Annotated in this window: 28 protein-coding genes and 1 riboswitch; of the genes, 19 read left to right on the forward strand and 9 right to left on the reverse strand. The window is 64.6% G+C overall.

Features of this window, described 5'->3' with window-relative positions; genetic code table 11:
* Position 1 precedes the first annotated feature (1 nt).
* A riboswitch (cyclic di-AMP (ydaO/yuaA leader) is annotated at positions 2–173 on the reverse strand.
* A gap of 382 nt (positions 174–555) precedes the next feature.
* From AC5RVN_RS03955 to AC5RVN_RS03965, 3 genes are read left to right on the forward strand one after another with little or no spacing between them, the layout of a single operon-like run.
* A complete protein-coding gene (locus AC5RVN_RS03955; RefSeq protein WP_494039835.1) occupies positions 556–912 on the forward strand; it encodes a TraR/DksA family transcriptional regulator in 357 nt (118 codons plus the stop codon).
* Positions 909–1,478, forward strand: a complete 570-nt coding sequence (locus tag AC5RVN_RS03960) for a DNA alkylation repair protein (protein WP_494137420.1) — start codon at positions 909–911, stop codon at positions 1,476–1,478. Before AC5RVN_RS03955 ends, AC5RVN_RS03960 begins: the two co-directional genes overlap by 4 nt.
* Positions 1,462–1,905 (forward strand): DUF1810 domain-containing protein, encoded by a 444-nt coding sequence (locus AC5RVN_RS03965; RefSeq protein WP_494039834.1) that lies wholly within the window; start codon positions 1,462–1,464, stop codon positions 1,903–1,905. The genes AC5RVN_RS03960 and AC5RVN_RS03965 overlap by 17 nt, the downstream gene beginning before the upstream one ends.
* Positions 1,906–1,986: 81 nt before the next feature.
* Here the strand turns inward: AC5RVN_RS03965 and AC5RVN_RS03970 are convergent, their stop codons facing one another.
* Together AC5RVN_RS03970 and AC5RVN_RS03975 are read right to left on the reverse strand one after the other, a co-directional pair.
* Positions 1,987–2,880, reverse strand: a complete 894-nt coding sequence (locus AC5RVN_RS03970) for a glucose 1-dehydrogenase (RefSeq protein WP_494039833.1) — start codon at positions 2,878–2,880, stop codon at positions 1,987–1,989.
* 118 nt (positions 2,881–2,998) lie between these two features.
* Positions 2,999–3,505, reverse strand: a complete 507-nt coding sequence (locus AC5RVN_RS03975) for a metallophosphoesterase family protein (RefSeq protein ID WP_494039832.1) — start codon at positions 3,503–3,505, stop codon at positions 2,999–3,001.
* A 95-nt stretch (positions 3,506–3,600) separates the two neighbouring features.
* On the opposite strand from AC5RVN_RS03975, the gene AC5RVN_RS03980 reads away from it, so the two are divergent.
* The gene (locus AC5RVN_RS03980) at positions 3,601–3,792 is read left to right on the forward strand and encodes a DUF1918 domain-containing protein (protein ID WP_494039831.1); all 192 of its coding nucleotides are present in this window, start codon (positions 3,601–3,603) and stop codon (positions 3,790–3,792) included.
* A 42-nt stretch (positions 3,793–3,834) separates the two neighbouring features.
* Positions 3,835–4,344: an NUDIX domain-containing protein gene (locus AC5RVN_RS03985; RefSeq protein WP_494039830.1), complete on the forward strand. Its 510-nt coding sequence runs from the start codon at positions 3,835–3,837 to the stop codon at positions 4,342–4,344.
* 13 nt (positions 4,345–4,357) lie between these two features.
* Here AC5RVN_RS03985 and AC5RVN_RS03990 read toward each other — a convergent pair whose 3' ends face one another.
* On the reverse strand, positions 4,358–5,035 hold the full coding sequence (locus tag AC5RVN_RS03990; protein ID WP_494039829.1) for an endonuclease/exonuclease/phosphatase family protein: 678 nt from the start codon (positions 5,033–5,035) through the stop codon (positions 4,358–4,360).
* Positions 5,036–5,204: 169 nt separating this feature from the next.
* On the opposite strand from AC5RVN_RS03990, the gene AC5RVN_RS03995 reads away from it, so the two are divergent.
* The gene (locus AC5RVN_RS03995; RefSeq protein ID WP_494137141.1) at positions 5,205–6,008 is read left to right on the forward strand and encodes a thioesterase family protein; all 804 of its coding nucleotides are present in this window, start codon (positions 5,205–5,207) and stop codon (positions 6,006–6,008) included.
* A gap of 163 nt (positions 6,009–6,171) precedes the next feature.
* On the forward strand, positions 6,172–6,918 hold the full coding sequence (locus tag AC5RVN_RS04000; RefSeq protein WP_494039827.1) for a lipoate--protein ligase family protein: 747 nt from the start codon (positions 6,172–6,174) through the stop codon (positions 6,916–6,918).
* On the opposite strand, the gene AC5RVN_RS04005 is transcribed toward AC5RVN_RS04000, so the two are convergent.
* Positions 6,919–7,176, reverse strand: a complete 258-nt coding sequence (locus AC5RVN_RS04005) for a mycoredoxin (protein WP_494039826.1) — start codon at positions 7,174–7,176, stop codon at positions 6,919–6,921. It abuts the gene before it with no gap.
* A gap of 123 nt (positions 7,177–7,299) precedes the next feature.
* Here AC5RVN_RS04005 and AC5RVN_RS04010 point away from each other — a divergent pair, with 123 nt between their 5' ends.
* Positions 7,300–8,061 (forward strand): SOS response-associated peptidase, encoded by a 762-nt coding sequence (locus AC5RVN_RS04010; protein WP_494039825.1) that lies wholly within the window; start codon positions 7,300–7,302, stop codon positions 8,059–8,061.
* A gap of 55 nt (positions 8,062–8,116) precedes the next feature.
* Here the strand turns inward: AC5RVN_RS04010 and AC5RVN_RS04015 are convergent, their stop codons facing one another.
* Positions 8,117–8,539, reverse strand: coding sequence for a VOC family protein (locus AC5RVN_RS04015; protein ID WP_494104869.1), 423 nt, complete (start codon positions 8,537–8,539; stop codon positions 8,117–8,119).
* Between the two features lie 19 nt (positions 8,540–8,558).
* Here AC5RVN_RS04015 and AC5RVN_RS04020 point away from each other — a divergent pair, with 19 nt between their 5' ends.
* Positions 8,559–8,879: a chorismate mutase gene (locus tag AC5RVN_RS04020; RefSeq protein WP_494039823.1), complete on the forward strand. Its 321-nt coding sequence runs from the start codon at positions 8,559–8,561 to the stop codon at positions 8,877–8,879.
* 19 nt (positions 8,880–8,898) lie between these two features.
* On the opposite strand, the gene AC5RVN_RS04025 is transcribed toward AC5RVN_RS04020, so the two are convergent.
* Positions 8,899–9,288 carry a hypothetical protein gene (locus AC5RVN_RS04025; RefSeq protein WP_494039822.1) on the reverse strand — a complete coding sequence of 130 codons (390 nt, stop codon included), beginning with the start codon at positions 9,286–9,288 and terminating at the stop codon, positions 8,899–8,901.
* Positions 9,289–9,421: 133 nt separating this feature from the next.
* Between AC5RVN_RS04025 and AC5RVN_RS04030 the strand changes: the two genes are divergently transcribed.
* From AC5RVN_RS04030 to pdxS, 6 genes are all read left to right on the forward strand, one after another.
* On the forward strand, positions 9,422–9,760 hold the full coding sequence (locus AC5RVN_RS04030) for a DUF6504 family protein (RefSeq protein WP_494039821.1): 339 nt from the start codon (positions 9,422–9,424) through the stop codon (positions 9,758–9,760).
* Complete coding sequence (locus tag AC5RVN_RS04035; protein WP_494137142.1) at positions 9,757–13,245, forward strand: DNA polymerase III subunit alpha; 3,489 nt, start codon at positions 9,757–9,759, stop codon at positions 13,243–13,245. Before AC5RVN_RS04030 ends, AC5RVN_RS04035 begins: the two co-directional genes overlap by 4 nt.
* A 117-nt stretch (positions 13,246–13,362) precedes the next feature.
* Positions 13,363–15,372, forward strand: a complete 2,010-nt coding sequence (thrS, locus tag AC5RVN_RS04040; protein ID WP_494137143.1) for a threonine--tRNA ligase — start codon at positions 13,363–13,365, stop codon at positions 15,370–15,372.
* 17 nt (positions 15,373–15,389) lie between these two features.
* Positions 15,390–15,977 carry an HIT family protein gene (locus AC5RVN_RS04045; protein ID WP_494137144.1) on the forward strand — a complete coding sequence of 196 codons (588 nt, stop codon included), beginning with the start codon at positions 15,390–15,392 and terminating at the stop codon, positions 15,975–15,977.
* Complete coding sequence (gene pgsA / locus AC5RVN_RS04050; RefSeq protein ID WP_494137145.1) at positions 15,967–16,590, forward strand: phosphatidylinositol phosphate synthase; 624 nt, start codon at positions 15,967–15,969, stop codon at positions 16,588–16,590. Before AC5RVN_RS04045 ends, pgsA begins: the two co-directional genes overlap by 11 nt.
* 147 nt (positions 16,591–16,737) lie before the next feature.
* A complete protein-coding gene (pdxS, locus tag AC5RVN_RS04055) occupies positions 16,738–17,664 on the forward strand; it encodes a pyridoxal 5'-phosphate synthase lyase subunit PdxS (RefSeq protein WP_494137146.1) in 927 nt (308 codons plus the stop codon).
* Between the two features lie 239 nt (positions 17,665–17,903).
* On the opposite strand, the gene AC5RVN_RS04060 is transcribed toward pdxS, so the two are convergent.
* Positions 17,904–19,916 carry a M3 family metallopeptidase gene (locus AC5RVN_RS04060; protein WP_494137147.1) on the reverse strand — a complete coding sequence of 671 codons (2,013 nt, stop codon included), beginning with the start codon at positions 19,914–19,916 and terminating at the stop codon, positions 17,904–17,906.
* A gap of 84 nt (positions 19,917–20,000) precedes the next feature.
* Between AC5RVN_RS04060 and AC5RVN_RS04065 the strand changes: the two genes are divergently transcribed.
* On the forward strand, positions 20,001–21,275 hold the full coding sequence (locus AC5RVN_RS04065) for a CapA family protein (protein ID WP_494137148.1): 1,275 nt from the start codon (positions 20,001–20,003) through the stop codon (positions 21,273–21,275).
* Positions 21,276–21,324: 49 nt separating this feature from the next.
* Here AC5RVN_RS04065 and AC5RVN_RS04070 read toward each other — a convergent pair whose 3' ends face one another.
* Both AC5RVN_RS04070 and AC5RVN_RS04075 read right to left on the reverse strand, forming a co-directional pair.
* Positions 21,325–22,083, reverse strand: coding sequence for a type 1 glutamine amidotransferase (locus AC5RVN_RS04070; protein WP_494039813.1), 759 nt, complete (start codon positions 22,081–22,083; stop codon positions 21,325–21,327).
* Positions 22,080–23,372: a MurT ligase domain-containing protein gene (locus AC5RVN_RS04075; RefSeq protein WP_494039812.1), complete on the reverse strand. Its 1,293-nt coding sequence runs from the start codon at positions 23,370–23,372 to the stop codon at positions 22,080–22,082. Before AC5RVN_RS04075 ends, AC5RVN_RS04070 begins: the two co-directional genes overlap by 4 nt.
* A gap of 92 nt (positions 23,373–23,464) precedes the next feature.
* Here AC5RVN_RS04075 and pdxT point away from each other — a divergent pair, with 92 nt between their 5' ends.
* The 3 genes from pdxT (at position 23,465) to ruvC (ending at position 25,582) form a co-directional block, all read left to right on the forward strand.
* Positions 23,465–24,175, forward strand: a complete 711-nt coding sequence (gene pdxT / locus AC5RVN_RS04080) for a pyridoxal 5'-phosphate synthase glutaminase subunit PdxT (protein ID WP_494137149.1) — start codon at positions 23,465–23,467, stop codon at positions 24,173–24,175.
* 4 nt (positions 24,176–24,179) lie between these two features.
* Positions 24,180–24,935, forward strand: coding sequence for a YebC/PmpR family DNA-binding transcriptional regulator (locus AC5RVN_RS04085; protein WP_494137150.1), 756 nt, complete (start codon positions 24,180–24,182; stop codon positions 24,933–24,935).
* A 68-nt stretch (positions 24,936–25,003) separates the two neighbouring features.
* Positions 25,004–25,582: a crossover junction endodeoxyribonuclease RuvC gene (gene ruvC / locus AC5RVN_RS04090; RefSeq protein ID WP_104044563.1), complete on the forward strand. Its 579-nt coding sequence runs from the start codon at positions 25,004–25,006 to the stop codon at positions 25,580–25,582.
* Positions 25,583–25,657 lie beyond the last annotated feature (75 nt).

Genomic DNA, 25,657 nt, shown 5'->3' on the forward strand with positions numbered 1-25,657 from the left:
TTGATCGCCTCTCCCATGCCTGCGGGGTGAGCTGTCGGGTTCGGGTTGGAGATACCCGGCCGGGAGCACATCCGGAAAAAGCGGAGGTGCTATCGACTTAACCCCAAGGCCTCATATGAGGCCGCGGAAACTTGGTTCCCCCGTCCCTGCCAGCTGAAGAGCGTTGGTTCCCGGGTCAGTGGCAGGGCTCGGCATACTGAGGGGAATGTCCCGTCTGGGAGGGACACCTGAAGACCCTAACCCGTGCGGGGCCCCATTGTCACGTTTGGGTAACATACGAGGTGCTTCTACCGCATTCCGCAAACGACTGGAGGGTTGCAGCACCCCAGCCTGACCTTGCGAGATAGGCGCGCCGGAGATGTGGCTCGTGTTCTTTGTCACAGACCTATAACCTCGGCGTGAAACAGGCCGCCCTGGGATTCCGCGGCAGGAGGATATCGGGCTGGAAGGAAGGCTCCGGAATTCGGCCAGGCAACCGGGGCCCAGCGTGGCAGGCACGGCCTGGAACTGCTCCGGTGACGGGGAACAGGCACTGACCCCGCGTAGGCTTTTGCCATGCCTGACTACGAAAGGTTCCGGATCCTGCTGGAGGAGGAGCGGGAGCGCAAAATTGCTCTCCTCCCGGCCCTCCGCGAGGACATCGCCTCGGCAAACTCGGCCCGGCAGGACTCGAATGTGGATGACGAGCATGACCCCGAAGGCGCCACCATCGCCTTCGAGCTGTCCCAGGCTTCGGCCCTGCTGCAGCAGAGCAGTGCCGGGCTCCACCAGGTAGACGCAGCCCTGGCCAGGATCGCCGCCGGCACCTACGGCACCTGCGCCGTCTGCGGTGAAGCCATTGCCGAGGGCAGGCTGGAGGCAAGGCCGTGGACGCCGTTCTGCATCCGGCACGCCGCGGCAGGCCGCCGATGACCAGCGGCAGGGAGCAGGTGGCGGCTGCCGCCGCATTTATTGACCGCACCCTGCAGAATGAGGGCTCCTGGTACCGGGCGGACGACGTCGAGGCCCGGCTCGGCGGTCGGTTGGCCTCCTACGGTTCTTCAGTGGGCGCTGTCCGGGGAACGGTCCGCGACGCCCTGCGCAAGTTCAAGGATTTTGATCACGACGGCGTTATGCAGCTCGCGTCCGCGCTGTGGGGCCAGCCACGGCCCGGCTCAAGGGCCGTATATGAACGCCGCCTCGCCGCCGTCGTCCTGCTGCAGTCCAAAGTGTCACTCCTGCGCCACACGGACCTGACCCGGGTTGAGGGCTTCCTGCGGACTGCCGCGACCCAAGAACTGGCCGGCCCCCTGCTGGCCGATGTTGTGGCGCCGTTTTTGGCACGGCTTGACGGACACGGGCGGCAACGTGCCAATGTCGTCCTCGCCCGCTGGCGGACGGACCCGGACAGCCAGTTGCGCCGCGCAGCGGACTATCTTGAACACCATTCAGAACCCGAAGCCCCACCACAAGGAGACACCCATGAACGGACCCTTTGACCTTGAACGATTCGTCCACGCCCAGGACAGCGGCGGAACGTACGACCAGGCACTGGCGGAACTGCAGATGGGCAGTAAGTCCGGCCACTGGATGTGGTTCATCTTTCCCCAGCTCGCCGGCCTGGGACAGAGCGACATGTCCCGCCGGTACGCCATCAGCTCCCTCGCTGAAGCCCGGGAGTACCTGGACCATGAGGTGCTGGGCCCGCGGCTGCTCGACTGCGCCCTGGCCCTTACCAACCATGCAGGCCGCACCGCAGAGGACATCCTGGGCGGCATCGATGCCCGGAAGCTGCACTCGTCCATGACGCTGTTCCTGCGCGCGGCACCCGGCGAAACCGTCTTCAAGACCGTCCTGGCCAAGTTTTTTGACGGACAGCCGGACGCCGCGACTGATGAGCTGCTGGCGGGCCAGGACGCGACCTAGAATTTCGAACAAAAGAGCCGACGGCGGTGCCTGCGCTTCCTGCGCAGGGCATCGCCGTCGAACATACCCGGCAGCGCCGGGCTACGGCGAGGGGCTGCCGCCGTTGACGTTCAGCGTTTCCCCGACGACGTAGCTTGACTCCGGCGAGGCCAGGAAGACATACGCCGGGGCGAGCTCGGCCGGCTGGCCTGCACGGCCCAGGGGAGTGGACTGTCCGAACTCCGGCAGTTCCTCCTTGGGCTGGCCGCTGCTGACCTGCAGCGGAGTCCAGATGGGCCCGGGGGCTACGGCATTGACGCGGATGCCCTTGGGCGCGAGCTGCTGGGCCAGTCCCTTGGTGAAGTTGTTGATGCTGGCCTTGGTGGTGGCATAGTCCAACAGCGTGGGTGATGGGTTGTAAGCCTGGATGGAGGTGGTGTTGATGATGGTGGAGCCCGGCGGCATGTGTGGGAGGGCAGCCTTGGTCAGCCAGAACATGGCGTACACGTTCGTCTTCAGGGTGTGGTCGAACTGCTCGTCCGTGATGTCGGTCAGCTCCTCCTGGGCCACCTGCTTCCCGGCGTTGTTCACCAGGATGTCCACTCCGCCCAGCACGGCCACGGCGGTGTCCACCACTTCACGGCAAAGCACCGGGTCCTTCAGGTCGCCGGGCACCTTGACGGCCTTGCGGCCGGCGGCTTCGATGAATCCTGCGATGCGGGCGGCGTCCTCTTCCTCCTCCGGGAGGTAGGACAGGACGACGTCGGCCCCTTCCCGGGCGAAGGCGATGGCTGTGGCTGCACCGATACCGGAGTCCGCGCCAGTCACGATTGCCTTCCTGCCTTCGAGCCGGCCGGTACCGCGGTAGGTTTTCTCACCGAGGTCCGCTTTGGGTTCCAGCTCTGCGTCCAGGCCGGGTTCGGGCTGGTCCTGCTTCGGCGGGGAAATTGTCTCGTAGGCGGTGACCGGATTGCGGAAGGTGTACTGGTCTGTCATGGTGGTCCTCCTGTTGGATCGGAGTGGAACACGAGAAAGCTAAGCATGCTTACCGTTCCAGCCTAGGCAATCAGCCCGTCCCTGCCAACCCGCTCCGTGTTCCTGGCCCAGCCCCCGTTCAGTCCCGCTGAACCTCGACGAGCCTGACCTCCGTGATGCCGCCGGAGTCCACCGCCGCCGTCATGTAGGTGCAGGCAGGCTGGCGGCGCCGGTCTGTAGGTGAGCCGGGATTGAGCAGCCGCAGGCCTCCAGGGGCTGTGGTGTCCCACGGGATGTGGCTGTGCCCGAAGACCAGCACGTCAGCATCCGGGTAGAGCGCCCCGCACCGTGCCTCCCGGCCTTTCGCCGGGCCGGTCTCGTGCACCATGGCGAAGCGGACTCCGTAAAGCGTTGCGGTTGCCGTTTCGGGCAGCCTGGCGCGGAGGCCGGCGCCGTCGTTGTTGCCGTACACGCCGATCAGCCGCCGGCTTCGCCGCTCAAGCTCGTCCAGCAGGTCCACCGTCACCCAGTCGCCCGCGTGGAAAACCACGTCAGCATTCCCGACGGCGGCCCACACCTGCGCGGGGAGCGCCCTGGCGCGTTTGGGCACGTGGGTATCGGCGAGCAGGAGAAGATTCAGCGGCATGGGGAAATCCTGCCATGCTGCCGGTTCGGATTGGCCCTTTCCGGCCCTGTTCCCCGGAGGCAGACAGTCGTAATCTGGGGCTGGAGGTGATAGCCATGGAGGCAGCACAGGGCGACAGGATCATCGTTCACGGAAGGACCGTCGGTGCAACGGACCGGCACGGGGTGATCCTCGAAGTCCGCGGCCAGGGCGGAACCCCGCCATACCTGGTCCGCTTTGACGACGGCCACGAAACCGTCATGTATCCCGGCGGTGATTTCGCCGTCGAACGCGGAAACGGGCAGTAGCGCCGCAGTGTGATGCGCCGCTCCACCTGTCAGACTGGAGCGATGGATCACTTCCCGGCTTCAACACAGTCCTCCACGCCGCCTGTCCGCACCGGCCCCCGCGACCCCGGCGATGCCTGGGTGGAAGGGGAACGGGGCCGGTACTGGGGCAGATTCGGCGCCGCCGGGGTGCTTGCCTACGACCCTGCCAAAGGCGTGCTCCTGCAGCACCGCGCCATCTGGAGCCACAATGGCGGCACCTGGGGACTGCCGGGCGGGGCGCTGCACGAAGGCGAGGACGCCGTAGCGGGCGCCCTGCGTGAGGCGTTTGAGGAAGCAGCGGTGCCGCCGGAGAGCGTCGAGGTGCTCTTTACGTCGTTGCTGGATCTGGGCTACTGGTCCTACACCACCGTGGTGGTGCTGGTGACGGAGCCGTTTGATCCGGTGATCAGCGATCCGGAGAGCATCGAACTGCTGTGGATTCCGTTTGCTGATGTGGAACACCAGGAGCTGCATCCCGGTTTCGCGGCGGCATGGCCGGGCCTCCGGGAACGGCTCGCCTCCGGAACCTAGCCCGGACGCCCGGTCAGTAGTCCGGACCGTATTCGGCGGTCACCAGGATGGGCAGGTGGTCCGAGTTCCCGCGCGGGAGGGTCTCCACGCTGGTGATGTCCAGCCCCAATGAGGTGGCAAAGTCGAAATGGCCCTTGAATACCTTGTAGCGGGTGTACGTGCGCCGGTTGCTCAGCGACAATGCGTAGCCTGAATTTTTCATGTGGACATGCAGGTTCTTGGTGAAGAACGGGTAATTGAAGTCGCCCACCATCAGTGTCATCAAACCTTTGCCCATGGTCAGGAGTTCGGCGTGGGCCGCGTGGATCTGCTTCCGCCGCAGCGAGTTGGAGGCCGTCAGGGGCGCGGCATGGAAGGAACCGATCACCAGTTCATGCTGCGTTTCGTTGTCCATCACCCGGGTGCCGATAAGGCGTTCATGCGCCGGGGCCAGCACCCTGTCATGCATGGACTTCTTCAGCGCAAAGGACTGCGTGTCCAGGGCGGTGAACCGGCTGGTGCGGTAGTAGATGGCGAGCCCGAGCCGGTTCGCCTTGGTGGCGTCCGCGAGGTGAAGCGGGCCCAGGGTCTCCGGAAGGTCGCTGGAATCCACCTCCTGGAGGCAGAGCGCGTCAATATCGTGGTTCCGGGCCAGGGCAAGGAGCTCTCCGCTCGCCTTGTGCTCGCGGAGGTTGTAACTGATGACGCGCATGGAACACCTCTTCCGAGGGTTGCTGACAGGACCAGTTCCTGAGTCTACCCAGAGGACAGGTCCCGGGCTCCAAACATTTCACCGCGTCGGCCAGCGTCTCCAGGAGCGGTTCCGGGGCTAAACGATAGAGTTATTGCCACTTCACTGACATCTCCTGGAAGGGCCAACGTTGTCCGCTGATCTGCCTGAACTGGCCGAGGGAAATTTCTACTACCAATCCCTGGGCGGTGGCCGCTTCCGGTCCACCATCCACGCCCAGGGCGCCTGGAACGTCCACGAGCAGCACATGGCGCCTGCGTCCGGGCTGATGGCTGACAGCCTTGAACGGCACCAGCCGCGCACGGACATGCGGATGGCCCGGCTCAGCTACGAGATTCTGGGCCTGATTCCCGGCGGCGAATTCCGCATTGACACCACCACCCTGCGGCCTGGACGGACCATTGAACTGCTGCAGGCCGAGCTGGTGGCCGCAGGCCGGACGGTCATCCGGGCCACGGCCTGGCGGATGATCACCAGCGACACCTCCGACGTGGCCGCAGTGGAAGACGCCGGCATACCCGGACCCGAGGAGTGCAAGCCCTACGACGGCGCGGCGGTGTGGCCGGGCGGCTACATCCGTTCGCTGGAGATGCGCGTGGCGGAAGGGCACCGGCCGGGCGCCGGCAAGGTATGGCTGCGCACTGACCACCCCCTGACGGACAGCGCTGACAGCGGCGACCTCGCCCGGCTGATGGGGCTGGTGGACACTGCCAACGGCATCGCCGCCCGGGTGCCGCCGGGGAAGGACAGCTACGCGTTCCCCAACCTCGACCTGCAGATCCACATGTACCGCCGCCCGGCGGGGGAATGGTTGGGGCTGGACAACGCCGTCTCTTTTGGCCGGGACGGCATCGGCCTGACGTCAACGGTGCTGCACGACCTCCAGGGCCCTTTCGGCCGGGCAGAGCAGATCCTGACCGTGCGCAGGACCTGACGGACCGGGTTGCGGCGTACCCTAGGCTTGGCTTGTCCGCCGAAAGGCTTGCAATGCGCCTCCGGCGGAAAGAGGCCTATCAGCCTGAGCCGGCCACGGCCAGTCACTGCCGGTGCGGCGGCGCCACCAAGGAACTGCACGATATTAAAGGGAGCTTCGCACCATGCACCAGGCCGGACCGGGACACCGCACACTCACAGTGGTGCGGCAGGAGGCATCGCTCGGGGCGGCCCGGGACCTGGAGTTCGGTTTGGAGCTCCTGGCCAAGGCAAGGACCGGCAGCATCGGCCCCACGCTGCGGCTGTACCGTCCTGCCCCCACCGTCGCCTTCGGCCAGCGGGACACCCGGCTGCCCGGCTTCGAGGCAGCCGCCCAAGCCTGCCGCGACAACGGATTTGAGCCGCTGGTCCGCCGCGCAGGAGGGCGCGCGGCCGCATACCACCAAGGAACCCTCGTGGTGGATCACATCGAACCGGACGCCGACGCCATCGCCGGCTCCAAAAGCAGGTTCGGATACTTCGGGAAGCTGTTTGCCGAAACGCTGCAGAGCGTAGGGGTGCGGGCGGCTGTAGGGGAAATCCCCGGTGAGTACTGCCCGGGGGAATACAGTGTGCACGGCTCGGGTCCCGCCGGCGGCCCGCCGGTGAAGCTGGTGGGCACGGCACAGCGGGTGGTCTCCGGCGGCTGGCTGTTCAGCTCGGTCATTGTGGTGGAGAACTCCGCCCCCATCCGCAAGGTCCTCACCGACAGCTATGCAGCCCTGGGGCTGCAGTGGGACCCCGCTACGGCGGGAGCCGTCAACGACCTTGTGCCCGGGGTGGACGTCGCCGCCGTGGAGGAAGCACTGCTGGCCGCCTATGCCGGCCACGCCACCCTGGGCACCGCTGCCTTCAGCAGCCTGGGGGCCTGACTAGGCCGCGAGGCGGGACTTGACCTCGGCAGCGGAAGGATTGGTGGCCGCGGTGCCGTCCGGGAACAGGACGGTGGGCACCGTACGGTTGCCGCCGTTGAGCTGCTCCACAAGTTCGGCGGTGCCTTCCACTTCCTCGATGTTGATCTCGGTGTAGCCGATGCCCTGCGAGTCCAGCTGCTTCTTCAACCGGTTGCAGTAGCCGCACCAGGTGGTGGAAAACATGGTGATCGTGCCGGATTCGGGAGTGAAGTCCATAAGTTTCTCCTATGAGTCGAGGTTCCTTCCCGACAACGGTAGTGGAAAGCCGCGTATTCCCGGCTTCGTGCGCCTCCAGCGTCCCTGGATGACAGCTTCTGCCGCCGATGGCATGCTGGAGCCATGTGTGGACGCTATGTGATGGCACGTGCTGTGGGGGACCTCCTGGCAGAGTTTGACGCTGAACTTGAGGATGAGGTGAGCATCCCGCCGTCGTGGAATGTTGCGCCGACTGACGATGTGCCCATCGTCCTGGAGCGCTTGATTGATGAGGGTGCGGAGCCCAGGCAGGTGCGTCAGCTTCACGTGGCCCGGTGGGGGCTGGTTCCGTCGTGGGCCAAGGACCCGGGCATCGGCTCGCGGATGATCAACGCCCGAAGCGAATCGGTACTGGAAAAGCCGGCGTTCCGCAAGGCTGTCCAATCACGCAGGTGTGCGGTGCCCGCAGATGGCTACTACGAATGGAAGCAGGGCTCCGGGAAAGCGAAGCAGCCCTACTACGTGCACCCGGGTGAAGGCCGGGGCCTGGTTTTTGCCGGGCTCTATGAATGGTGGAAGGATCCCGGCCGGCCTGCGGGAGAACCGGGCGGGTGGATGCTTTCCACGTCCATCTTGACCGCCGACACCCCGCCCCCCGGCACTGAAGCCACCGTTTTCGGCAAGCTGACCGCGCTGCATGACCGCGTCCCGTTGCCGATGGACAAGGCCACCATGCAGGCCTGGCTGGACCCGCAGGCCGATGACGCGGCGGCGCTGGTTGACCTGGTCCGGTCCGGGGTCAAGGACGTGGCATCGGACTGGCGCGTTGAATCAGTGGGCAAAGAGGTGGGTAATGTCCGCAATAACGGCCCGGAGTTGATCCGCCCGGTGGAAGCCCTGTTCTAGGCCTAACCAATTTTCAGGCCCTGGCCTGCAGGTCCCCGGACCGCTGAGCGGAGGGCTAAAGGGTAACCGATCCGGCGTCGTCCACTGCCCATGCGGGGTTATACGCCACCTCCCAGCGGAAGCCGTCCGGGTCCGCGAAATAGCCGCTGTAGCCGCCCCACGGCTGGGTGATGGGTTCAGCAATGATGGCGGCTCCCGCTGCGGCCGCCTCATCCATGACCCGGTCCACATCCTGAGTGCTTGGCAGGTTGTGGCTGAGCGTGATGCAGGGGACGGGGCCGGGTTCGGAGACCCCGGCATCGGCCTGCATCTGGCGAACGTCCCACAGTGACAGCACCAGGCCGTGGTTCACCTGGATGAACACCACATCCCCCGTAAACTCACGGTGGACCGGCCAGCCAAGGCCCTCAACATAGAAGGTGCGGGATACCGGAACGCTGCGGACGCCTAGTGAAATGAAGTCGACTCTGGGCTGCATGGTTCGATACTGTCAGAGGATGGCAACAATTCAAGGGAATGATCGGGACGCCCTGGCCGATAAGGAACAGCTCGCTGCCGTCCGGGTTGCCGTTGACGAAGTGGATGACCAGATAGTTGCCCTTATTGCCCGCCGTGAGCGGCTGATCCGGATTGCCGGAACCCTCAAGGGTGACGACGCCGAGGTCCGTGCCCCGGGCCGGGTGGAGCGGGTCATCGAGCACGTCCGCTCCGCAGCTGCCAAGAAAGACATTGACCCGGACATCGTGGAATCCACCTACCGTGCCATGATCTCGGGCTTTATCGAACTCGAACTCCGGGTCCACAAAGAGAACAGCTGAGCCGTTTCAGCCCAGCTGTTTACAGGTTCTCCTCCACCGGAACATTGGACTGGAACTCCCTGCCGTCCGCTTCGCTGAAGCCGGTGATGACGTGCCCCTGGCCGAGCCCGTTGATGGCAGCGAGCGGGAAATGCCCGGTGATGGTGTTGCCGGAGTGTGTGACGCCCGAAAGATCGTAGTTCTCTTCCGTGCTCTGTTCGTGATTGAACGAGAAAAAGGCGATCGCCTCCCCGTTCATGAATTCAATACCCAAACGCCGTTGGGATGAGTAGTCCGGACTGGCTGCCATAAGCCCCACCACATAGGCGCCGGACCCGGGGATATTGCCGTCGATGTCGAAAGTAGCCACGAGGGTGGAGTCCTGGGCCTTGATGCTGACCTGTTTGAGGAGTGCGTCATGGGTGCTCATGGCACAATCCTGCTCCCTGCGAATCAGTCCGTCCACCCCCGCCTAGGATTTGTGCCGCCGCTGGCTTAGACTTGAAATATTCGAACACATATTCGAATGTGTTCGAGTTTCTTGCTCTGGCCGGGAGGTGCCCATGGGGATGTTCAGTGAATCCGTGGATGTTGCCTGCAACCAGGATGGCCAGCCGGTGAGCCTGCAATGGGCAGGGCGGTCCTATTCAGTCTGCGCCGAGCCGGTCCGATGGTACGAGCGCCGGCAGTGGTGGGCTGAAGAAAGCCGTGCACCGCTGGGCACCGGGCCCGGACTGGTTGACCATGAAATCTGGCGGGTTCAGGTGCTTCCCTCAGGTCCAGCTTCCGCTGCGGGCAATGGTCAGGATGAACCGCTCACTCTTGATCTGACCCGCCACATCCGCAGCGGCCGGTGGCGGCTGCTGCGGATCCATGACGCCCTTCGCCCACGAACAGCATGAGCTTCACGCACCTCCACGTCTCTACTGCCTTCAGTGCCCACTATGGCGTGTCCTGGCCTGAGGAGCTGGCCCAGGCCGCCGCTGCTGACGGGGCAACCGCGCTCGCCTGCACTGACCGTGATGGGCTCTACGGAACAATCAAGCACCTCAAAGCCTGCATGGACGCCGGCATTGATCCCATAGTCGGTGTGGACCTGGCGGTGTATGACGACGACGGCGATCACCGCACCCAGCTGGCAGGCCGCGTGGTGGTGCTCGCGCGCGGCAACAACAACGGTGCAGGGTACCGTGCACTGTGCCGGCTGGTGTCCGATGCCCACGCCCGCACTTCGGGCAAGTCCGGGGGAACCGTGCCCGTGGCTGTAACCAGGGCGGAACTTGCTTCCCGTACCCTGGACCCGCAAACCCTCAAACCCGTGCTGATGGTCCTGATCGGGCCGGATTCCGACGTCGGGCGTGCCATGGGAGGCCGCCGGTACCTGCGGCCCCGGACGCTCTTCAAGCAATGGCTTGATGCCATGCCCCCGGCAACAGTGGTCACCGAAATCGTCTCCCAGCTCAGCGCCCCGGGAGCACCTCTAAGTACGTCGCATGCCGTCCGCATGCTCAAGCTCGCGGAAGAGCATCACGTTCCGGCCATCCTCAGCAACGCTGTGAGGTACTGCGCGGAGGACGGCGCTGCCACGGCCGATGTCCTTGACTCAGCCCGGACCCTGAAATCGCTGCCGGAGCTGGCCCAGGAACCAATGCTGCAACCCAACGGCCAGGGCTGGCTGAAATCCGCCGGCCAGATGCTGAATTTGGGCAGGGAAATTATCTCCGCCGCCGGATACGGTGCAGCAGACCTCAAGCAGCTGATCGCACAAACCGAGGCGCTCGCCGATCTCTGCAGGATGGACCCCGAAACCGATATGGGCTGGAAGCAGCCCGTCGTGCCGGAAGCCTCCGTAATCGGGATCAGCCAGGATCCGCACCTTGAACTGGTGCAACGCTGCGAGGCGGGAATCGGAAGGCGGTTCCCGGGGCTTTCGGGCAGCAGTGAGAAGCAGATGCACCACCGGCTCGGGCACGAACTCGGCATTATCCAGAACCTGGGGTTTTCTTCCTACTTCCTTACCGTTGCCGAAGTATCCCGCATGATCCAGGACATGGGGGTCAGGGCAGCAGCCCGCGGATCAGGTGCCTCAAGCCTGGTCAATTACCTGATCGACGTCAGCCAGGTCAATCCACTGCAGCATGACCTGATCTTCGAACGCTTCCTCTCCCGGGACCGGGCCACCCTGCCGGACATTGACATCGACGTCGAGAGCGCCGAACGCCATAACGTCTACCGCCGGATCTTCGAACGCTTCGGTTCCGAGCGGGTCACGCTGATGAGCATGCAGAACGGATACCGGGCAAGAGGGGCAGTCCGGGACGCGGGCATGGCCCTGGGTATGGATGATGGCGATGTGGGGGACATCGCCAAACAGATGTGGCGGTTCTCCGCCCGGAAATTCCGGGAGGCGCTGCAGGAAAAACCTGAACTGCGGGAGTTTGCAGGCCGCGTGGAACAGCGCGATGCCCACGGAAACCAGCAGCTGGACCTGCTGGTGGACCTGACGGAACGCCTGGACCGGTTGCCGCGGCATATTTCGATGCATCCCTGTGGGGTGATCCTGGGGGACGCCACCTTGCTGGACCGCACCCCGGTACAGCCCAGCGGACTGGGACTGCCCATGAGCCAGTTCGACAAACACGATATGGACCCCATGGGCATGCTCAAGCTCGATGTCCTGGGAGTCAGGATGCAAAGTGCCATGGCGTTTGCGGTCCGGGAAGTCATCCGGATCCACCCTTCAAAGAAGGAAGTAGTGGAAGCCGGTAAGCATGGTTCCGGGCAGGACGGATCAGGCCCGGACTACATAGCTGAAAACGGGCACATCGACCTCAACGCCATTCCCCTTGATGATGAGGCAACTTTTGAACTCATCAGGAGTACTTATACCCTGGGCTGCTTCCAGATCGAGTCACCAGGGCAGCGCGAGCTGATCGGCAAGTTGGCGCCGCGGGAGTTCAACGACCTCATCATCGACATTTCCCTGTTCCGGCCCGGGCCCATGAAATCCGACATGGTCCGGCCCTTCCTTGAGCACCGGCATGGATTCGCACCCGAGGTATACCCCCACCCAGACCTGAAGCCCGTCCTTGCGGAAACCCACGGGGTGACGGTTTTCCATGAACAGATCCTGAAAACCTTCAATGTGATGACCGGCTGCGGCCTGGCAAGGGCTGACGAATTCCGGCGTGCCCTGGGCAACGAGGTCCAGGAACTGGCTGTTGAGAAGTTCTTCCGCCGGGAAGCCCGGAAAAAGGGTTATTCCCCGGAAGTAGTGGACAACGTCTGGGGGACCCTGAAGGCCTTTGGCAGCTTCGGTTTCTGCAAAGCCCACGGAGCTGCCTTCGCCGTACCCACCTACCAGTCCGCCTGGCTGAAGACCCATCACCCCGAAGCCTTCCTGGCCGGACTGTGGGAACACGATCCCGGAATGTACCCCAAACGGTTGCTGGTGGCCGAAGCCAGAAGGATGAGAATCCCCATCCTTCCCCTGGACATCAACCGCAGCAAGGGGGAGTACCGGGTGGAACGGGTTCGGCAGGGACCCGATGCAGGAAAATTGGGAATCAGGCTGAGCCTGAACGGAATCTACGGGCTGTCAGCCACCGAACTGAAAAGGATCGTGGCAGGCCAGCCCTATGACTCACTCGCAGACCTCCGCGCGCGCTCGCGGCTCAGCAAACCCAGCATCAAACGCCTGGCACAGCTGGGAGCTTTTGATTCCCTGCACCGTGAGGCCGGCGGCACTGCCAACCGGGCAGACCTCGTTCAGCACCTGCAACAGCTCCAGAGCACGGCGGGCGGGCGGAAAGGCGTCGAGGTCCTCGAGGGGCAGCTGTCCCTTCCCCTGGGCGATGTTGAACTGCGCAACGTCAAGCCGGGACTTCCGGAACCCACCCTCATTGAAAATGTCCGGGCAGAACTGGACCTCCTGGCTGTTGACGTCAGCAGCCACCTCATAAACAGCCACCGGCCCATGCTGGACAGGTTGGGGGTAACCACCGCGGACAAGCTCCTGGGCCTGCGCAACGGGACCGAAGTGCTGGTGGCCGGAGTGCGCGTGGCCACCCAGACACCCCCCATGCGCGGCGGCAGGAGGGTAGTGTTCATCAGCATCGATGACGGCACTGGATGCATCGATTCGGTCTTCTTCCATGAGGCCCAGGAGAAAGCCGGCCTGCTCCTTTTCGGAACCCGAATGCTGCTGATCCGCGGCACCACCCGGAGGACAGGACCACGGGGAATCAGCATCAGCGCAAGCATGGCCTGGGACCTCAGCCAGACCGGGACCCTGCCCTTCCCGGATTCGGAGGCCTTGGCTCCGGTCGGCCCACATCCCCTGGATGGAATCAGCAGGAGCCTGGCCATCACGGGATTTAACGGCTGATCCTGCCGTGCGCCGCGTTGGTCGGCCCTCTGCTGACCCGATAGCATTGACGGTGGCTGGCTGTGGTCCCCGTATGCCACAAGCTATGAAGCCCTTAACTTTGAATAGGAGACACCCGTGTCAGATGCCCAGCAGATCACCCTTCTCGTCGATGGCGAAGAGACCAAGGTGACTACCGGGACAACCGGTGCGGAACTCTTCTTTGAGCGCCGTGATGTTGTTGTAGCCCGTGTCAATGGCGAGCTGAAGGACCTGGACCAGGAACTTCCGGAAGGCGCCGACGTCGAAGGCGTCACCATCGATTCCCCCGACGGCCTCAACGTGCTCCGGCACTCCACCGCCCACGTCATGGCCCAGGCCGTCCAGCAGCTGCGCCCGGACGCCAAACTGGGCATCGGTCCCTACATCACCGACGGTTTCTACTTCGACTTTGACGTGGCCGAGCCCTTCACCCCCGAGGACCTCAAAACCCTCGAAAAGATGATGCTCAAAATCGTCAACCAGAACCAGAAATTCGTCCGGCGGGTGGTTTCCGAGGACGAGGCCCGCGAAGCAATGAAAAACGAGCCCTACAAGCTCGAACTCCTGGGCAAGAAAAACGAGGCCGCCGAAGCCGGCGAAGGCGTAAACGTCGAGGTGGGCGCCGGCGACATCACCATCTATAACAACGTTGAGCGCAAGGAAGGGACCACCGTCTGGTGCGATCTCTGCCGCGGCCCCCACCTGCCCAACACCAAAATGATTTCCAACGCTTTTGCCCTGACCCGTTCCTCTTCCGCCTACTGGCTGGGAAACCAGAAGAACCAGCAGCTGCAGCGGATCTATGGCACTGCATGGCCCACCAAGGAGGCACTCAAGGCCTACCAGGAACGCCTCGCCGAAGCCGAGCGCCGTGACCACCGCAAGCTCGGCGTCGAACTGGACCTGTTCTCCTTCCCGGACGAGCTCGGTTCAGGCCTGCCGGTGTTCCACCCCAAGGGCGGCATCATCCGCAAGGAGATGGAGGACTACTCCCGGCAGCGCCACGTCGAAGCCGGCTACGAGTTCGTCTACACGCCGCACATCACCAAGGGCCACCTGTACGAGGTCTCCGGCCACCTCGACTGGTACAAGGAAGGCATGTTCCCCGCCATGCGGGTTGATGAGGAACTCAACGCCGACGGCACCATCCGCAAGCCGGCACAGGACTACTACCTGAAGCCGATGAACTGTCCCATGCACAACCTCATCTTCCGTTCGCGCGGACGTTCCTACCGCGAGCTGCCCCTGCGCCTGTTCGAATTCGGTTCCGTTTACCGGTACGAGAAGTCCGGTGTGGTGCACGGCCTCACCCGGGTCCGCGGCATGACCCAGGACGACGCCCACATCTACTGCACCCGCGAGCAGATGAAGGACGAACTCACCAAGACGCTGAACTTCGTCCTTGGCCTCCTCAAGGACTACGGGCTGAACGATTTTTACCTCGAGCTCTCCACCAAGGATCCTGAAAAATACGTAGGTGATGACGCCACCTGGGAGGAAGCCACCCGCACCCTCGCCGAAGTCGCCCAGGAATCAGGGCTGGAGCTTGTTCCGGATCCGGGCGGAGCGGCGTTCTACGGCCCCAAAATTTCCGTGCAGGCGAAGGACGCCCTGGGCCGCACCTGGCAGATGTCCACCATCCAGCTGGACTTCAACCTGCCTGAGCGTTTCGAACTGGAATTCCAGGCCGCTGACGGCACCCGCCAGCGGCCGGTGATGATCCACCGGGCACTGTTCGGCTCGATCGAACGCTTCATGGGCGTGCTCACCGAGCACTATGCCGGCGCCTTCCCCGCCTGGCTTGCTCCCGTCCAGGTGGTGGGTATCCCGGTGGCGGAGGCGTTCAACGAGTACATGTTCGACGTCGTCGACCAACTCAAGGCCGCCGGCATCCGGGCAGAAGTGGATACCACCTCGGACAGGTTCCCCAAGAAGATCCGCACCGCCAGCAAGGACAAGATACCGTTTGTCCTCATCGCCGGCGGCGACGACGCCGAGGCAGGCGCCGTATCCTTCCGCTTCCGCGACGGAAGCCAGGACAACGGGGTGCCAGTCGCCGAGGCAATCAAGCGGATCACGGAAGCCGTCCGTAACCGGACCAGCTAGCGGAACGGAACAGCACCGTGCAGGAGAACACAGGCGCAGGATATCCGGACGATGCCGGCGTTACCGACGACTTTGACCTCGCCGGTGTCCCGGACGCTTTCCAGCGCCTGTGGACTCCGCACCGCCTGGCCTACATCAAAGGCGGCCAGCACCAGTTCAAAAATGAAAACGACTGCCCCTTCTGCGTCGGGCCTGGCAGGACCGACGAGGATGCGCTGATCGTCCACCGGGGGAAGACCTGTTACGTTGTGCTGAACCTGTTTCCGTACAACCCTGGACATCTCCTGGTCTGCCCCTACCGCCATATCCCCGACTACACCGACCTGACGCTTGAGGAGACGGCGGAGTTCGCCGAACTGACCCAGACGGCCATGCGGGTCCTGCGGAAAGTATCAAACCCCGGCGGGTTCAACCTCGGCATGAACCAGGGCGTGGTGGGCGGCGCCGGCATCGCCGCGCATCTGCACCAGCACATCGTTCCGCGCTGGGGCGGTGACGGGAACTTCTTCCCCATCATCGCCCAGACCAAGGCGATCACGCAGACCCTGGACGAGGTCCGCCAACAGGTCGCTGACGCCTGGCCCGGGGAGACGGATGCTGAATAAGCACGCCCGCAAGTTCTTCACCGCCCTGTTCACCCCCCTTGCCCGCTGGCTCCTTCGGATCGGTGTCTCAGCGGATGCGGTGACCATTACCGGCACGGCCGGGGTGGTGGTGGGAGCCCTCGTCTTCTACCCGCTGGGGCAGCTTTGGTGGGGGACACTGTTCATCACCGCGTTTATCTTCTCCGACGTCCTGGACGGCATCATGGCAAGGATGCAGGAGGTGGGCAGCCGATGGGGCAACTTCCTCGACTCCACCCTGGACCGGATTGCAGACGGCGCGCTCTTCGCCGGCGTGGCCGTGTGGTTCTTCACCGGTGGTGCTAACGTTCCCATCGCCATGGCAGCCACCGTCTGCCTCGTCCTGGGCATGGTGGTCTCCTACGCCAGGGCCAAGGCGGAGTCCCTGGGTTTCACAGCCAACATTGGCATAGCAGAACGGGCCGAACGGCTCGTGTCCGTGCTGGTCGTCACTGGACTTACCGGCCTCGGGCTGCCGCAGGTGGTGCTGCTCGCAACGCTCGTACTCCTGGCCCTTGCCAGCTTCATCACGGTGGTCCAGCGCATGGTGGCCGTACGCCGCCAGGCCCTTGCGGAACCAACCCCTGCCGATTAGCACACCAATTAAGCCGCCCGGGCGCGGTGAGACTAGTATTGGTACTGCCCGGTCAATGGATCCGGCAACCCGGAGTCTGCAGATATGGCACCTTCCTGCCGCCCTGCATACCCGGCGAATGTCATCTATCTACCCATAGGGGTTTTTGTGTCTACACCTGATGTAAGCAGCGAGGCCGGTTCGTCCGCGAACAGCGTCACGGGCAGCAACCGCGTGAAGCGGGGCATGGCTGAGATGCTCAAGGGCGGCGTCATCATGGACGTCGTTAACGTCGAACAGGCCCGCATCGCCGAGGACGCCGGTGCCGTTGCTGTGATGGCGCTGGAACGCGTTCCGGCCGATATCCGCGCCCAGGGCGGCGTGTCCCGCATGTCCGATCCGGACATGATCGACCAGATCATCGATGCTGTGTCCATCCCGGTCATGGCCAAGGCCAGGATCGGCCACTTCGTCGAGGCGCAGGTCCTGCAGTCCCTCGGCGTGGACTACATCGACGAGTCCGAGGTCCTCACCCCGGCCGACTACGTCAACCACATCGACAAGTGGAACTTCAAGGTTCCCTTCGTCTGCGGCGCGACCAACCTTGGTGAGGCGCTGCGCCGCATCAATGAGGGCGCGGCGATGATCCGGTCCAAGGGCGAGGCGGGCACCGGTGACGTTTCCAACGCCACCGGGCACATGCGCCAGATCCGTTCCGAAATCGCCAAGCTTGCAGCGCTGCCCGAGGACGAGCTGTACGTGGCGGCCAAGGAACTGCAGGCCCCGTACGAACTGGTCAAGGAAGTCGCCGCTGCCGGCAAGCTGCCCGTGGTGCTGTTCACCGCCGGCGGCATCGCCACCCCGTCCGATGCTGCCATGATGATGCAGCTCGGCGCCGACGGCGTGTTCGTCGGCTCCGGCATCTTCAAGTCCGGCAACCCCGCCCAGCGCGCCGCCGCCGTCGTGAAGGCCACCACCTTCTTCGATGACCCCGACGTCATCGCCAAGGCCTCCCGCGGCCTCGGCGAAGCCATGGTGGGCATCAACGTCGACGAGATCCCCCAGCCCCACCGCCTCGCCGAGCGCGGCTGGTAAATCGCTCGTCCAGGGGCTGGCGCCTGTGGGGCGCCGGACGGCGCCATCCTCTGCGCGCTATTCCCCGCGCTTCCCTGGCAGCTTTTGTAGCTGGCTGGGGCGCGGGGGCCCTTTTACGCGCGCTGCCGGATAACTCCGTCCGTCTCTAAGCGGTCGCCTTATGTTTTATGTACGACGCCGGTTCCTCGCCTTTTTCAGGTGGGGGACCGGCGTCGTTCCTTTTGCAGGGGAGTAGTGCTTTACTCGAGGCCGCGGCGCTTTAGGAGGGGTTCCAGTTCGGCTTCACGGCCGCGGAGGGTTTTGAAGGACTCGAGGGGGTCGCGGCTGTTTCCACGGGACAGCAGCTCCTGCCGGAAGCGTTCGCCGTTGGGCCGGGTGAGGCCCCCATGTTCGGTAAACCAGTCCACCGTCTCGGCGTCCAGCACTTCGCTCCAGATGTACGAGTAGTAGCCGGCCGCGTAACCGGCTCCCGCGAAGACGTGCTGGAAGTACCCGGTGCGGTAGCGCGGCGGCACCAGGGCATGGGCGATTCCCGCAGCTGCCAGAGCCTTGTCCTCGAAAGCCAGGACGTCCTCAGGCACCTCGCTGCTGCCGAGGACATGCCAGGCCAGGTCCAGCAGCGCCGCCCCCAGGTACTCCGTAGTTGCAAACCCTTCACCCCAGAGCCGTGATTCATCCAGTCTGTCCACAATCTCCTGCGGAAGCGGCTCCCCGGTTTTGTAGTGCTTCGCATAGTTGGCCAGCACCTCCGGCCACATAATCCACATCTCGTTCACCTGGGACGGGTACTCCACAAAGTCCCGCGGAACCGACGTTCCGGAAAACCGCGGATACGTGACATCGGAGAACAACCCGTGCAGGGCATGTCCGAACTCGTGGAAGGTGGTTCGCAGTTCATCGAGAGTCAGCAGCGCAGGTTCGCCGGCGGGCGGCTTGGAGATGTTGAGGTTGTTGATAACGACGGGCATGGTCCCCAGCAACGCCGACTGCTCCACCAGGGAATTCATCCATGCGCCACCCCGTTTGGTCCCCCGGGTGTAGTAGTCGCCGAGGAACAGCCCAAGGGCCCTTCCGTCCTCCTCTCGGACTTCCCAGACGCGCACATCGGGGTGGTAGCCGGAAAGGTCCTTCCGCTCGTGGAAGGTGATGCCGTAGAGCGACGTGGCAGCGAAGAAAACCCCGTCGGTGAGAACACGGTCCAGCTCAAAGTATGGCCGGAGGGCCTGCTCGTCCACCTCGTACTTTTCCCTGCGGACCTTCGCGGAGTAGAACGCCCAGTCCCAGGCTTCCAAGGGGTGCCCGGCTGCCTCAGCGAGAGCCGCTGCCTCACGATCTGCGTTGCGGTCCGCCGCCGGCGCCATCCGGTTCAGCATGGACTGGACCGCTTCGAAATCAGGTGCGGTCTGGCGGTCCACCACGAGTTCAGCGTAGTTGGCAAAACCCAGCAGGGCCGCTTTTTCAGCGCGCAGGGCCGCCATGGACCGGGCGAGGTCGAGCACGTCCAGGCTCCCGCCGCTGCTGCCGCGGGCCACGGACGCCTCATACAACCGGCGCCGGATCTCCCGGTTTTCCAGTGCGGCCAGGGCGGGCTGGTTACTCGGCTGGATCAGCGTCAGGAGGAACTTCCCGTCGTGTCCGGCCGCCCGGGCTGCTTCCGCGGCAGCGGACACGTCATCGTCCGGCAACCCCGCCAGGTCCGCGGGATCCTCAAGCAGGAGCGCCGCGGATTTCATGCCTTCCTTGACCCGCTGGCCGAACTCTGTGCCCAACCTGGACAGTTCGGCGTTGAGCTGGCGGAGCCGCTCCTGTCCGGGGTGATCCAGCTGGATACCGGACTGCCGGAATTCCTTCAGATACTCCTCCACGAGACGGCCCGCCTCCGGATCAAGCCCGGCCGTCCCGATGGCCGCGAAGCGTTCGTACAGTGCCTTGTTCAAAAACACCTCGTCCTGGTGTGCTGAGAACAGCGGCGCAAGCCGGGTTTCGAGTTCCCGGATCTCCTCGGAAGCATCGGCAGAGACGAGGGTAAAAAAGGCGGCGGCAACCCTCTGCAGCAACTGGCCTGAGCGCTCCATTGCCACCGCCGTGTTATCGAAAGTGGCAGGATCACGGCTCTCCGTAATGGCTTGGATTTCCGCCAAATGCTCCGCGAACCCCGCCTCTGCCGCTTCAGTGTAATGGGAAGGTTCGATGTCGGCGAACGGCGGCAGAGCGAACGGCAGTTTGCTGGGAGAGAGCAGAGGGTTTGTCATGCCGCAAATCTTCCACACCGGCCACGCCATCTCAACGACCCCAAATGCTCGTGGCGGCCCGGGACTTTATCTAAACTGACCGCTATGGGGATCAGTTGGCGCAGCGCTGCGCCGCGAACCGGCGCCACCATCGGCACCTTGCTCGCAGCTGCTCTGCTGGCCGGCTGCGGCCTGGTCGCTGAACAGGACGGGCAGGGGCCGCGGCCTGCGGAGACTGCTACGCGGGGCGGGGGTTCCGGCGCCGGTCCGGCCCCTGCGGCCACTTCAACCCCAACACCCGTACCCGCACCCGCCCCCACCCCGGGCAAAGGCCCGCCCTGCCCTGCGGTCCGCTGTGCCACCCTCCTTGTTACCGGGGACATGCTCGTCCACGCCCAACTGTGGCAGCAGGCAGAGCAGGACGCCGCAGCAGCCGGGAAGCCTGGTTTGGATTTTAGGCCCCTCCTGCAGGGCCAACACCGGTACATCAACAACAGCGACCTTGCCATCTGCCATCTGGAGACGCCGGTGGCGCTACCTGACGGTCCGTTCTCCGCGTATCCGTCGTTCAACGTCCCGCCCCAGATCATCGTCGCGGCCAAGGAAGTGGGTTACCAGGGGTGCACCACGGCCAGCAACCACACCATCGACCGCGGCACGGACGGGCTGCTGGGAACCCTGGACGCCCTGGATGCTGCCGGGCTGCAGCACACGGGCTCCTACCGGACCGAGCAAGAATCGCACAGCATCCTCATCATGCAAACGCCGGCCGCAAAGATAGCCCTCATCCAGGCCACCTACGGACTCAACGGCCTGCTCCCCGACCACCCCTGGCAGGTGGACATACTGGAACCGGCAAAGATGATCGCCAAGGCTGAAAAGGCGAGAGCCCTGGGAGCGGACATCGTGGTGGCAGCGATGCACGCCGGCGATGAGTATTCCAGTGAACCGAACACCCAGCAGCAGGAAGCGGCGCATGCGCTGGTGGACAGCGGACAGTTCAACCTGGTCTACGGGCACCACTCGCACGCCGTGCAGCCCATCGAAAACTACAAGGGCACCTGGATCGTGTACGGCCTCGGCAACGGCGTCACGGAATTGTCTCCCTGGTACCTGGTCAACAACGAAGGGCTCCTGGTAAGGGTGCAGTTCGGCCAGGACCAATCCGGACAATGGTCCGCGACGGATCTGGGCTGGGTGCCGTCCGTGATGGTCCGCGACCCTTACCGCTGGTGCTCGGCAGCAGCCGACGCGCCGCAGGGTCCATGTGCCGGCCCGGAAGCGGATGCGGCTACCCGGAAACGGACCGGCACTGTGGTGGAAGCACGCGGTGCTGCAGCGGCGGGCGCCCATGAGCTCCTCATCACGCGCGAACCGTAACCGGCCCCGAAAAGGGAGTGCCGCCGTCGGCAGCCGGACCCTCGAACTCTCAGCGGGGCCGGCGCGCCGCGTGTTCCCTGGCGAGTTCCGCGTAACGGTCGTTCGGCTGGCCGGGATCAAAGGACCCAAACTTCCGCTCCGCTGCCGTTTTGATCAGGAAGTCGGCAATGGCCGGGTTCTTCGGCAGCAGCGACCCGTGCAGGTAGCTGGCTACGATGTTTCGGTAGCGGGCTCCTTCATGGCCGTCGCTGCTGTTGTTTCCGGTGCCCTTGGCCACGGTGCCGAGGGGGCGGACGCCGTTGCCCAGGGTGGTCTGCCCGCTGTGGTTTTCGTAACCCAGTACTTCGCCGAACTCGGGGGTAGCCACCTTGACGTTGCCGATCAGGCGCTCGTCCGTGCCATGGGTTTCGACGTCGAGGACGCCGATGCCCGGAATGACCGCTCCGGTCCGGGTTTTGAAGAAACGTCCGAAGAGCTGGTAAAGGCCGCAGATGACCAGCATGGGGGCGCCGTCCTCGGCCAGGTCCTTCAACACCTCCGCGCGCGCCTGCAGATCGTCCTGGATCACCAGCTGCCCGCTGTCCTGGCCGCCGCCGCCCACGATAATGTCCACGTCTTCCGGGAAGGGGTCACCCACGTTGTATTCGAGCAGCTCCGGTGTGTAGCCGTGCCACCGGATGCGCTGCTTGAGGACCAGGGCGTTCCCCCAGTCGCCGTAGATGTTCATGTCGCGCGGGTAGAGCTGCACCACCCGGAGGGTGCCCTTGCTCTCCGCGCTCTCCGCTGTATCCGCGCCTGCCTGGCTCACGAGACAACCTCCACGGTGGTGATTTTGGACAGCTCGCGCCGGATGGCCAGCATGGCGGTGTATGTGCAGAAGATGCGCTTCGGCTTGCCCTGGGCTTCCCTGATGAAGGCAGCAAGGGCGGGCGCAATCTCGGTCTCCACGCCGCCGATCGGCACCTCGTCGTACTGCAGGCGCAGTGCCATGTCGTAGGCGCGGGAGCCGGTCAGCTGGTCCACTCCGCCTGCGCGCAGCGAGTCGAACTCAACATCCCAGAGCCAGGACATGTCGCGGCCGTCAGCGTAGTTGTCGTTGATGGCGATCATGGTGGCGTAGCCGCCGGCGGGAAAGGACTTCAGTCCGAGCCGGAACCCGCTGGGATTCTTGACCAGGACCAGGTCCAGGGGCTGGCCGTCCACGGTGAGGCTTTCGCCGCGTCCGAAGGCGGGCGCAACCTGGGCGAGTGCCGCCAGCAGTGTGCCGTGGTCGGCGGTGGCTGCGCCGCCGCCGCAAATGCTCCGCGCGAGGGTCAGCGCGGCGGCCGCATTGAAGATGTTGTACACGCCGCGCAGCTTCATCCCGGTGGTGACCGTGACGCCGTCGTACTCAAATTCGGCAGTGTCCGCACCTACTTTGCGGAGTACGACGTCGGCCGCCGGCTTGTCCGGAAGGTCCGCCGGGGCGGGACTTCCGGGAGCGGCGCGCATGTCGTCATCGTTCGGGAAGGTGCCCAGCAGCGAATCATCCAGGCCGAAGTACTTGACCTCCTGCCCGGTAAGGGTCTCCGCAATCCTCGCTACGCGGGGGTCCTCACGGTTCAGCACCACGGTTCCGGTGGTCTTGGCTGCGATGTGCTGGAGCAGTTGCGCTGTCTTGTCGATCTCGCCGAACCGGTCCAGCTGGTCGCGGAGGACATTCAGGAGCAGGCAGTAACGGGGCGGCACACTGTTGACGAAGTGCACGGCGTGGGCCTCGTCGAGTTCCAGGACAGCGACATCGGCGTCGAGCCGGCCGCGCCAGTCCACCTCGCCCAGCAGCGCCGCGGCCACACCGCGGGTGAAGTTGCTGCCGGTCCGGTTGGTGAAGACTTTCAGCCCCTGGCTCTCGAGCAGCTCCACCACCATCTTGGTGGTGGTGGTTTTGCCGTTGGTGCCGCTGACCACGGCGACGCCGTGGGGGAGCGTGGTGAGCGTCCGCCGCATAAAGCCCGGATCGATTTTTTCGACCACCAGCCCGGGGAAGGCAGACCCGCCGCCCCGCAGCCGGGACACCCGGCGGACCAGCTTGCCGAGCGGAACACTGAAATAGAGCATTAGTCGAATATATCCCAGCAACGGCATGGAACCGGCGTCGGGGCGGGGCATGCCAGGCAGGTCAAAGAGGCCGCGGCCCGTATGCTGGATGGATGACAAATCCCCCTTCAGCGGCTGCCGCGCGCCTGGGTGCCGGCCTGCGCATAGGCGTGCTGGCACTCCAAGGAGACTTCCGCGAGCACCTTCGTGCTGTTGAAGAAACCGGAGCCGAGGGCGTTGGCGTCCGCCGCCCGAAGGAATTGGACGGCCTGGACGGCCTGGTTATTCCCGGCGGCGAATCCACCGCCATCGACAAACTCGCGCGTGCCTTCGACCTGGCCGGACCCATCCAGGACCGCATCGCCGGCGGTTTGCCTGTATATGGCTCCTGCGCCGGCATGATTCTGCTCGCCACGGACATCGCCGACCCCGCCACCGACCTTTCCGGGGCACCACAGCAGACATTTGGCGGCCTGGACATCACGGTGCGGCGCAACGCGTTCGGCCGGCAGCGGGAATCCTTCGAAACGGACCTGGACTTTAAGGGACTGGACTTCAGCGCCACCGATGCCGGCGTTCCTCCCGTCCACGCCGTCTTCATCCGTGGCCCCTGGGTGGAACGCGTAGGCCCGGAGGTGGAAATCCTGGCCCAGGTGGAACCCGCGGATCCGGAGCACGCGTCCCACGCGGCCCCGCTGCCGGGGACGGCTAGAATTGTTGCAGTGCGTTCCGGCCACCTGCTGGCCACCTCCTTCCACCCGGAAGTGACTGGGGAAAAACGCGTACACGAACTTTTTATCCGCATGATCAGAGGAGAAGCGTAGAAGCATGTCAGGCCACTCCAAATGGGCAACGACGAAGCACAAGAAGGCCATCCTCGATAGCCGCCGTGCAAAGTCGTTCGCCAAACTGATCAAGAACATCGAAGTCGCTGCCCGCATGGGCGGTCCGGACCTTTCCGGCAACCCGGGCCTTGAGCTGGCCGTGACCAAGGCCAAGAAGACTTCTGTTCCGGCTGACAACATTGACCGCGCCATCAAGCGCGGTGCCGGGCTCACCGGTGAAGTGGTCGACTACACCGAGATCATGTACGAATGCCGCGGCCCGCAGGGTTCAGCGCTGCTCATCGAGTGCCTGACGGACAACAAGAACCGCGCCGCCTCGGAAGTCCGCCTGGCCATTTCGCGCAACGGCGGCACCATCGCCGACCCCGGCTCGGTCAGCTACCTCTTCAGCCGCAAGGGCGTGGTGTCCCTGCCGAAGAAGGACCTCACCGAGGATGACGTCCTTATGGCTGTCCTCGACGCCGGTGCCGAGGAAGTCAAGGACAACGGCGACTCGTTCGAGATCCACTCCGATCCGAAGGACCTCCAGGCCGTCCGGGATGCCCTCAAGGATGCAGGGATCGAGTACGACACGGACGAGGCCGAATTCGTTCCGTCCATGGAAGTGCCCCTGGACCTTGAAGCCGCCAGGAAGTTCATGAAGCTCGTTGACGCCCTGGAGGACCTCGACGACGTCCAGAACGTCTACAGCAACGCCGACCTCAGCGACGAAGTCCAGGCTGCCCTGGAATCCGAGTGACGCCCGGCCTTGCCCCCTGAATCCGTCCCGCCTCGCAAAACCGGGATGCCCGCTGAAACCGGGTGCACGTGACACTGCGTGTACTGGGCGTTGACCCCGGACTGACCCGCTGCGGCATCGGCGTGGTGGACGTGGAACGGAACAGGCGCGCCACCATGGTGGCCGTTGGTGTGGTGGGAACCTCTCCCGAGGAGACCCTTGATCAGCGGCTCCTGGTGATCGCCCTGGCCATCGACGAGTGGCTGGACCGCTACGAACCCCAAGTCCTCGCCGTTGAGCGGGTCTTTTCCCAGCTCAACGTCAGCACGGTGATGGGCGTCGCCCAGGCGTCAGGGGTAGTAATTGCCGCGGCGGCGCGGCGCGGGATCCCGGTGGCGCTGCACACGCCGTCGGAAGTCAAGGCTGCCGTCACCGGCAGCGGCAACTCCAACAAAGATGCCGTGACCAAGCTGGTCACCAAGATCCTTCGGCTGGACGCACCGCCCCGCCCGGCCGACGCTGCGGACGCGCTGGCACTGGCCATCACGCACGCGTGGCGTGCTGGCAGCGGTGCCGCCGTTGCCACCACCGGGCCGGGCAGTTCCTCGCTGACGCCGGCACAAAGGGCGTGGGCAGAAGCCGAGGCGAAGGTGCGGCGCGCACGCTGATTGTCCTGGCCGCTTGCTAGGGTATTCGTAGATATGTTCGGATAGCCGGTCCAGCCTCTCCCATGGGCAGCCCGG

It is taken from the genome of Arthrobacter sp. sptzw32 (assembly GCF_059089735.1).

Excerpts from the sequence above, each read along its gene's own strand:
- pdxT (WP_494137149.1), top strand. The coding sequence starts at position 23,465 with ATGACAAATCCCCCTTCAGCGGCTGCCGCGCGCCTGGGTGCCGGCCTG.
- AC5RVN_RS04020 (WP_494039823.1), top strand. The coding sequence starts at position 8,559 with ATGGCAACAATTCAAGGGAATGATCGGGACGCCCTGGCCGATAAGGAA.
- AC5RVN_RS03965 (WP_494039834.1), top strand. The coding sequence starts at position 1,462 with ATGAACGGACCCTTTGACCTTGAACGATTCGTCCACGCCCAGGACAGC.
- AC5RVN_RS04035 (WP_494137142.1), top strand. The coding sequence starts at position 9,757 with ATGAGCTTCACGCACCTCCACGTCTCTACTGCCTTCAGTGCCCACTAT.
- AC5RVN_RS04025 (WP_494039822.1), bottom strand. The coding sequence starts at position 9,288 with ATGAGCACCCATGACGCACTCCTCAAACAGGTCAGCATCAAGGCCCAG.
- AC5RVN_RS04085 (WP_494137150.1), top strand. The coding sequence starts at position 24,180 with ATGTCAGGCCACTCCAAATGGGCAACGACGAAGCACAAGAAGGCCATC.
- AC5RVN_RS04075 (WP_494039812.1), bottom strand. The coding sequence starts at position 23,372 with ATGCTCTATTTCAGTGTTCCGCTCGGCAAGCTGGTCCGCCGGGTGTCC.
- AC5RVN_RS03990 (WP_494039829.1), bottom strand. The coding sequence starts at position 5,035 with ATGCGCGTCATCAGTTACAACCTCCGCGAGCACAAGGCGAGCGGAGAG.
- AC5RVN_RS04010 (WP_494039825.1), top strand. The coding sequence starts at position 7,300 with ATGTGTGGACGCTATGTGATGGCACGTGCTGTGGGGGACCTCCTGGCA.
- AC5RVN_RS03970 (WP_494039833.1), bottom strand. The coding sequence starts at position 2,880 with ATGACAGACCAGTACACCTTCCGCAATCCGGTCACCGCCTACGAGACA.
- AC5RVN_RS03980 (WP_494039831.1), top strand. The coding sequence starts at position 3,601 with ATGGAGGCAGCACAGGGCGACAGGATCATCGTTCACGGAAGGACCGTC.
- AC5RVN_RS03955 (WP_494039835.1), top strand. The coding sequence starts at position 556 with ATGCCTGACTACGAAAGGTTCCGGATCCTGCTGGAGGAGGAGCGGGAG.
- AC5RVN_RS04030 (WP_494039821.1), top strand. The coding sequence starts at position 9,422 with ATGGGGATGTTCAGTGAATCCGTGGATGTTGCCTGCAACCAGGATGGC.
- AC5RVN_RS04060 (WP_494137147.1), bottom strand. The coding sequence starts at position 19,916 with ATGACAAACCCTCTGCTCTCTCCCAGCAAACTGCCGTTCGCTCTGCCG.
- AC5RVN_RS03975 (WP_494039832.1), bottom strand. The coding sequence starts at position 3,505 with ATGCCGCTGAATCTTCTCCTGCTCGCCGATACCCACGTGCCCAAACGC.
- pgsA (WP_494137145.1), top strand. The coding sequence starts at position 15,967 with ATGCTGAATAAGCACGCCCGCAAGTTCTTCACCGCCCTGTTCACCCCC.
- AC5RVN_RS03960 (WP_494137420.1), top strand. The coding sequence starts at position 909 with ATGACCAGCGGCAGGGAGCAGGTGGCGGCTGCCGCCGCATTTATTGAC.
- AC5RVN_RS03985 (WP_494039830.1), top strand. The coding sequence starts at position 3,835 with ATGGATCACTTCCCGGCTTCAACACAGTCCTCCACGCCGCCTGTCCGC.
- AC5RVN_RS04005 (WP_494039826.1), bottom strand. The coding sequence starts at position 7,176 with ATGGACTTCACTCCCGAATCCGGCACGATCACCATGTTTTCCACCACC.
- AC5RVN_RS04065 (WP_494137148.1), top strand. The coding sequence starts at position 20,001 with ATGGGGATCAGTTGGCGCAGCGCTGCGCCGCGAACCGGCGCCACCATC.
- AC5RVN_RS04000 (WP_494039827.1), top strand. The coding sequence starts at position 6,172 with ATGCACCAGGCCGGACCGGGACACCGCACACTCACAGTGGTGCGGCAG.
- AC5RVN_RS04015 (WP_494104869.1), bottom strand. The coding sequence starts at position 8,539 with ATGCAGCCCAGAGTCGACTTCATTTCACTAGGCGTCCGCAGCGTTCCG.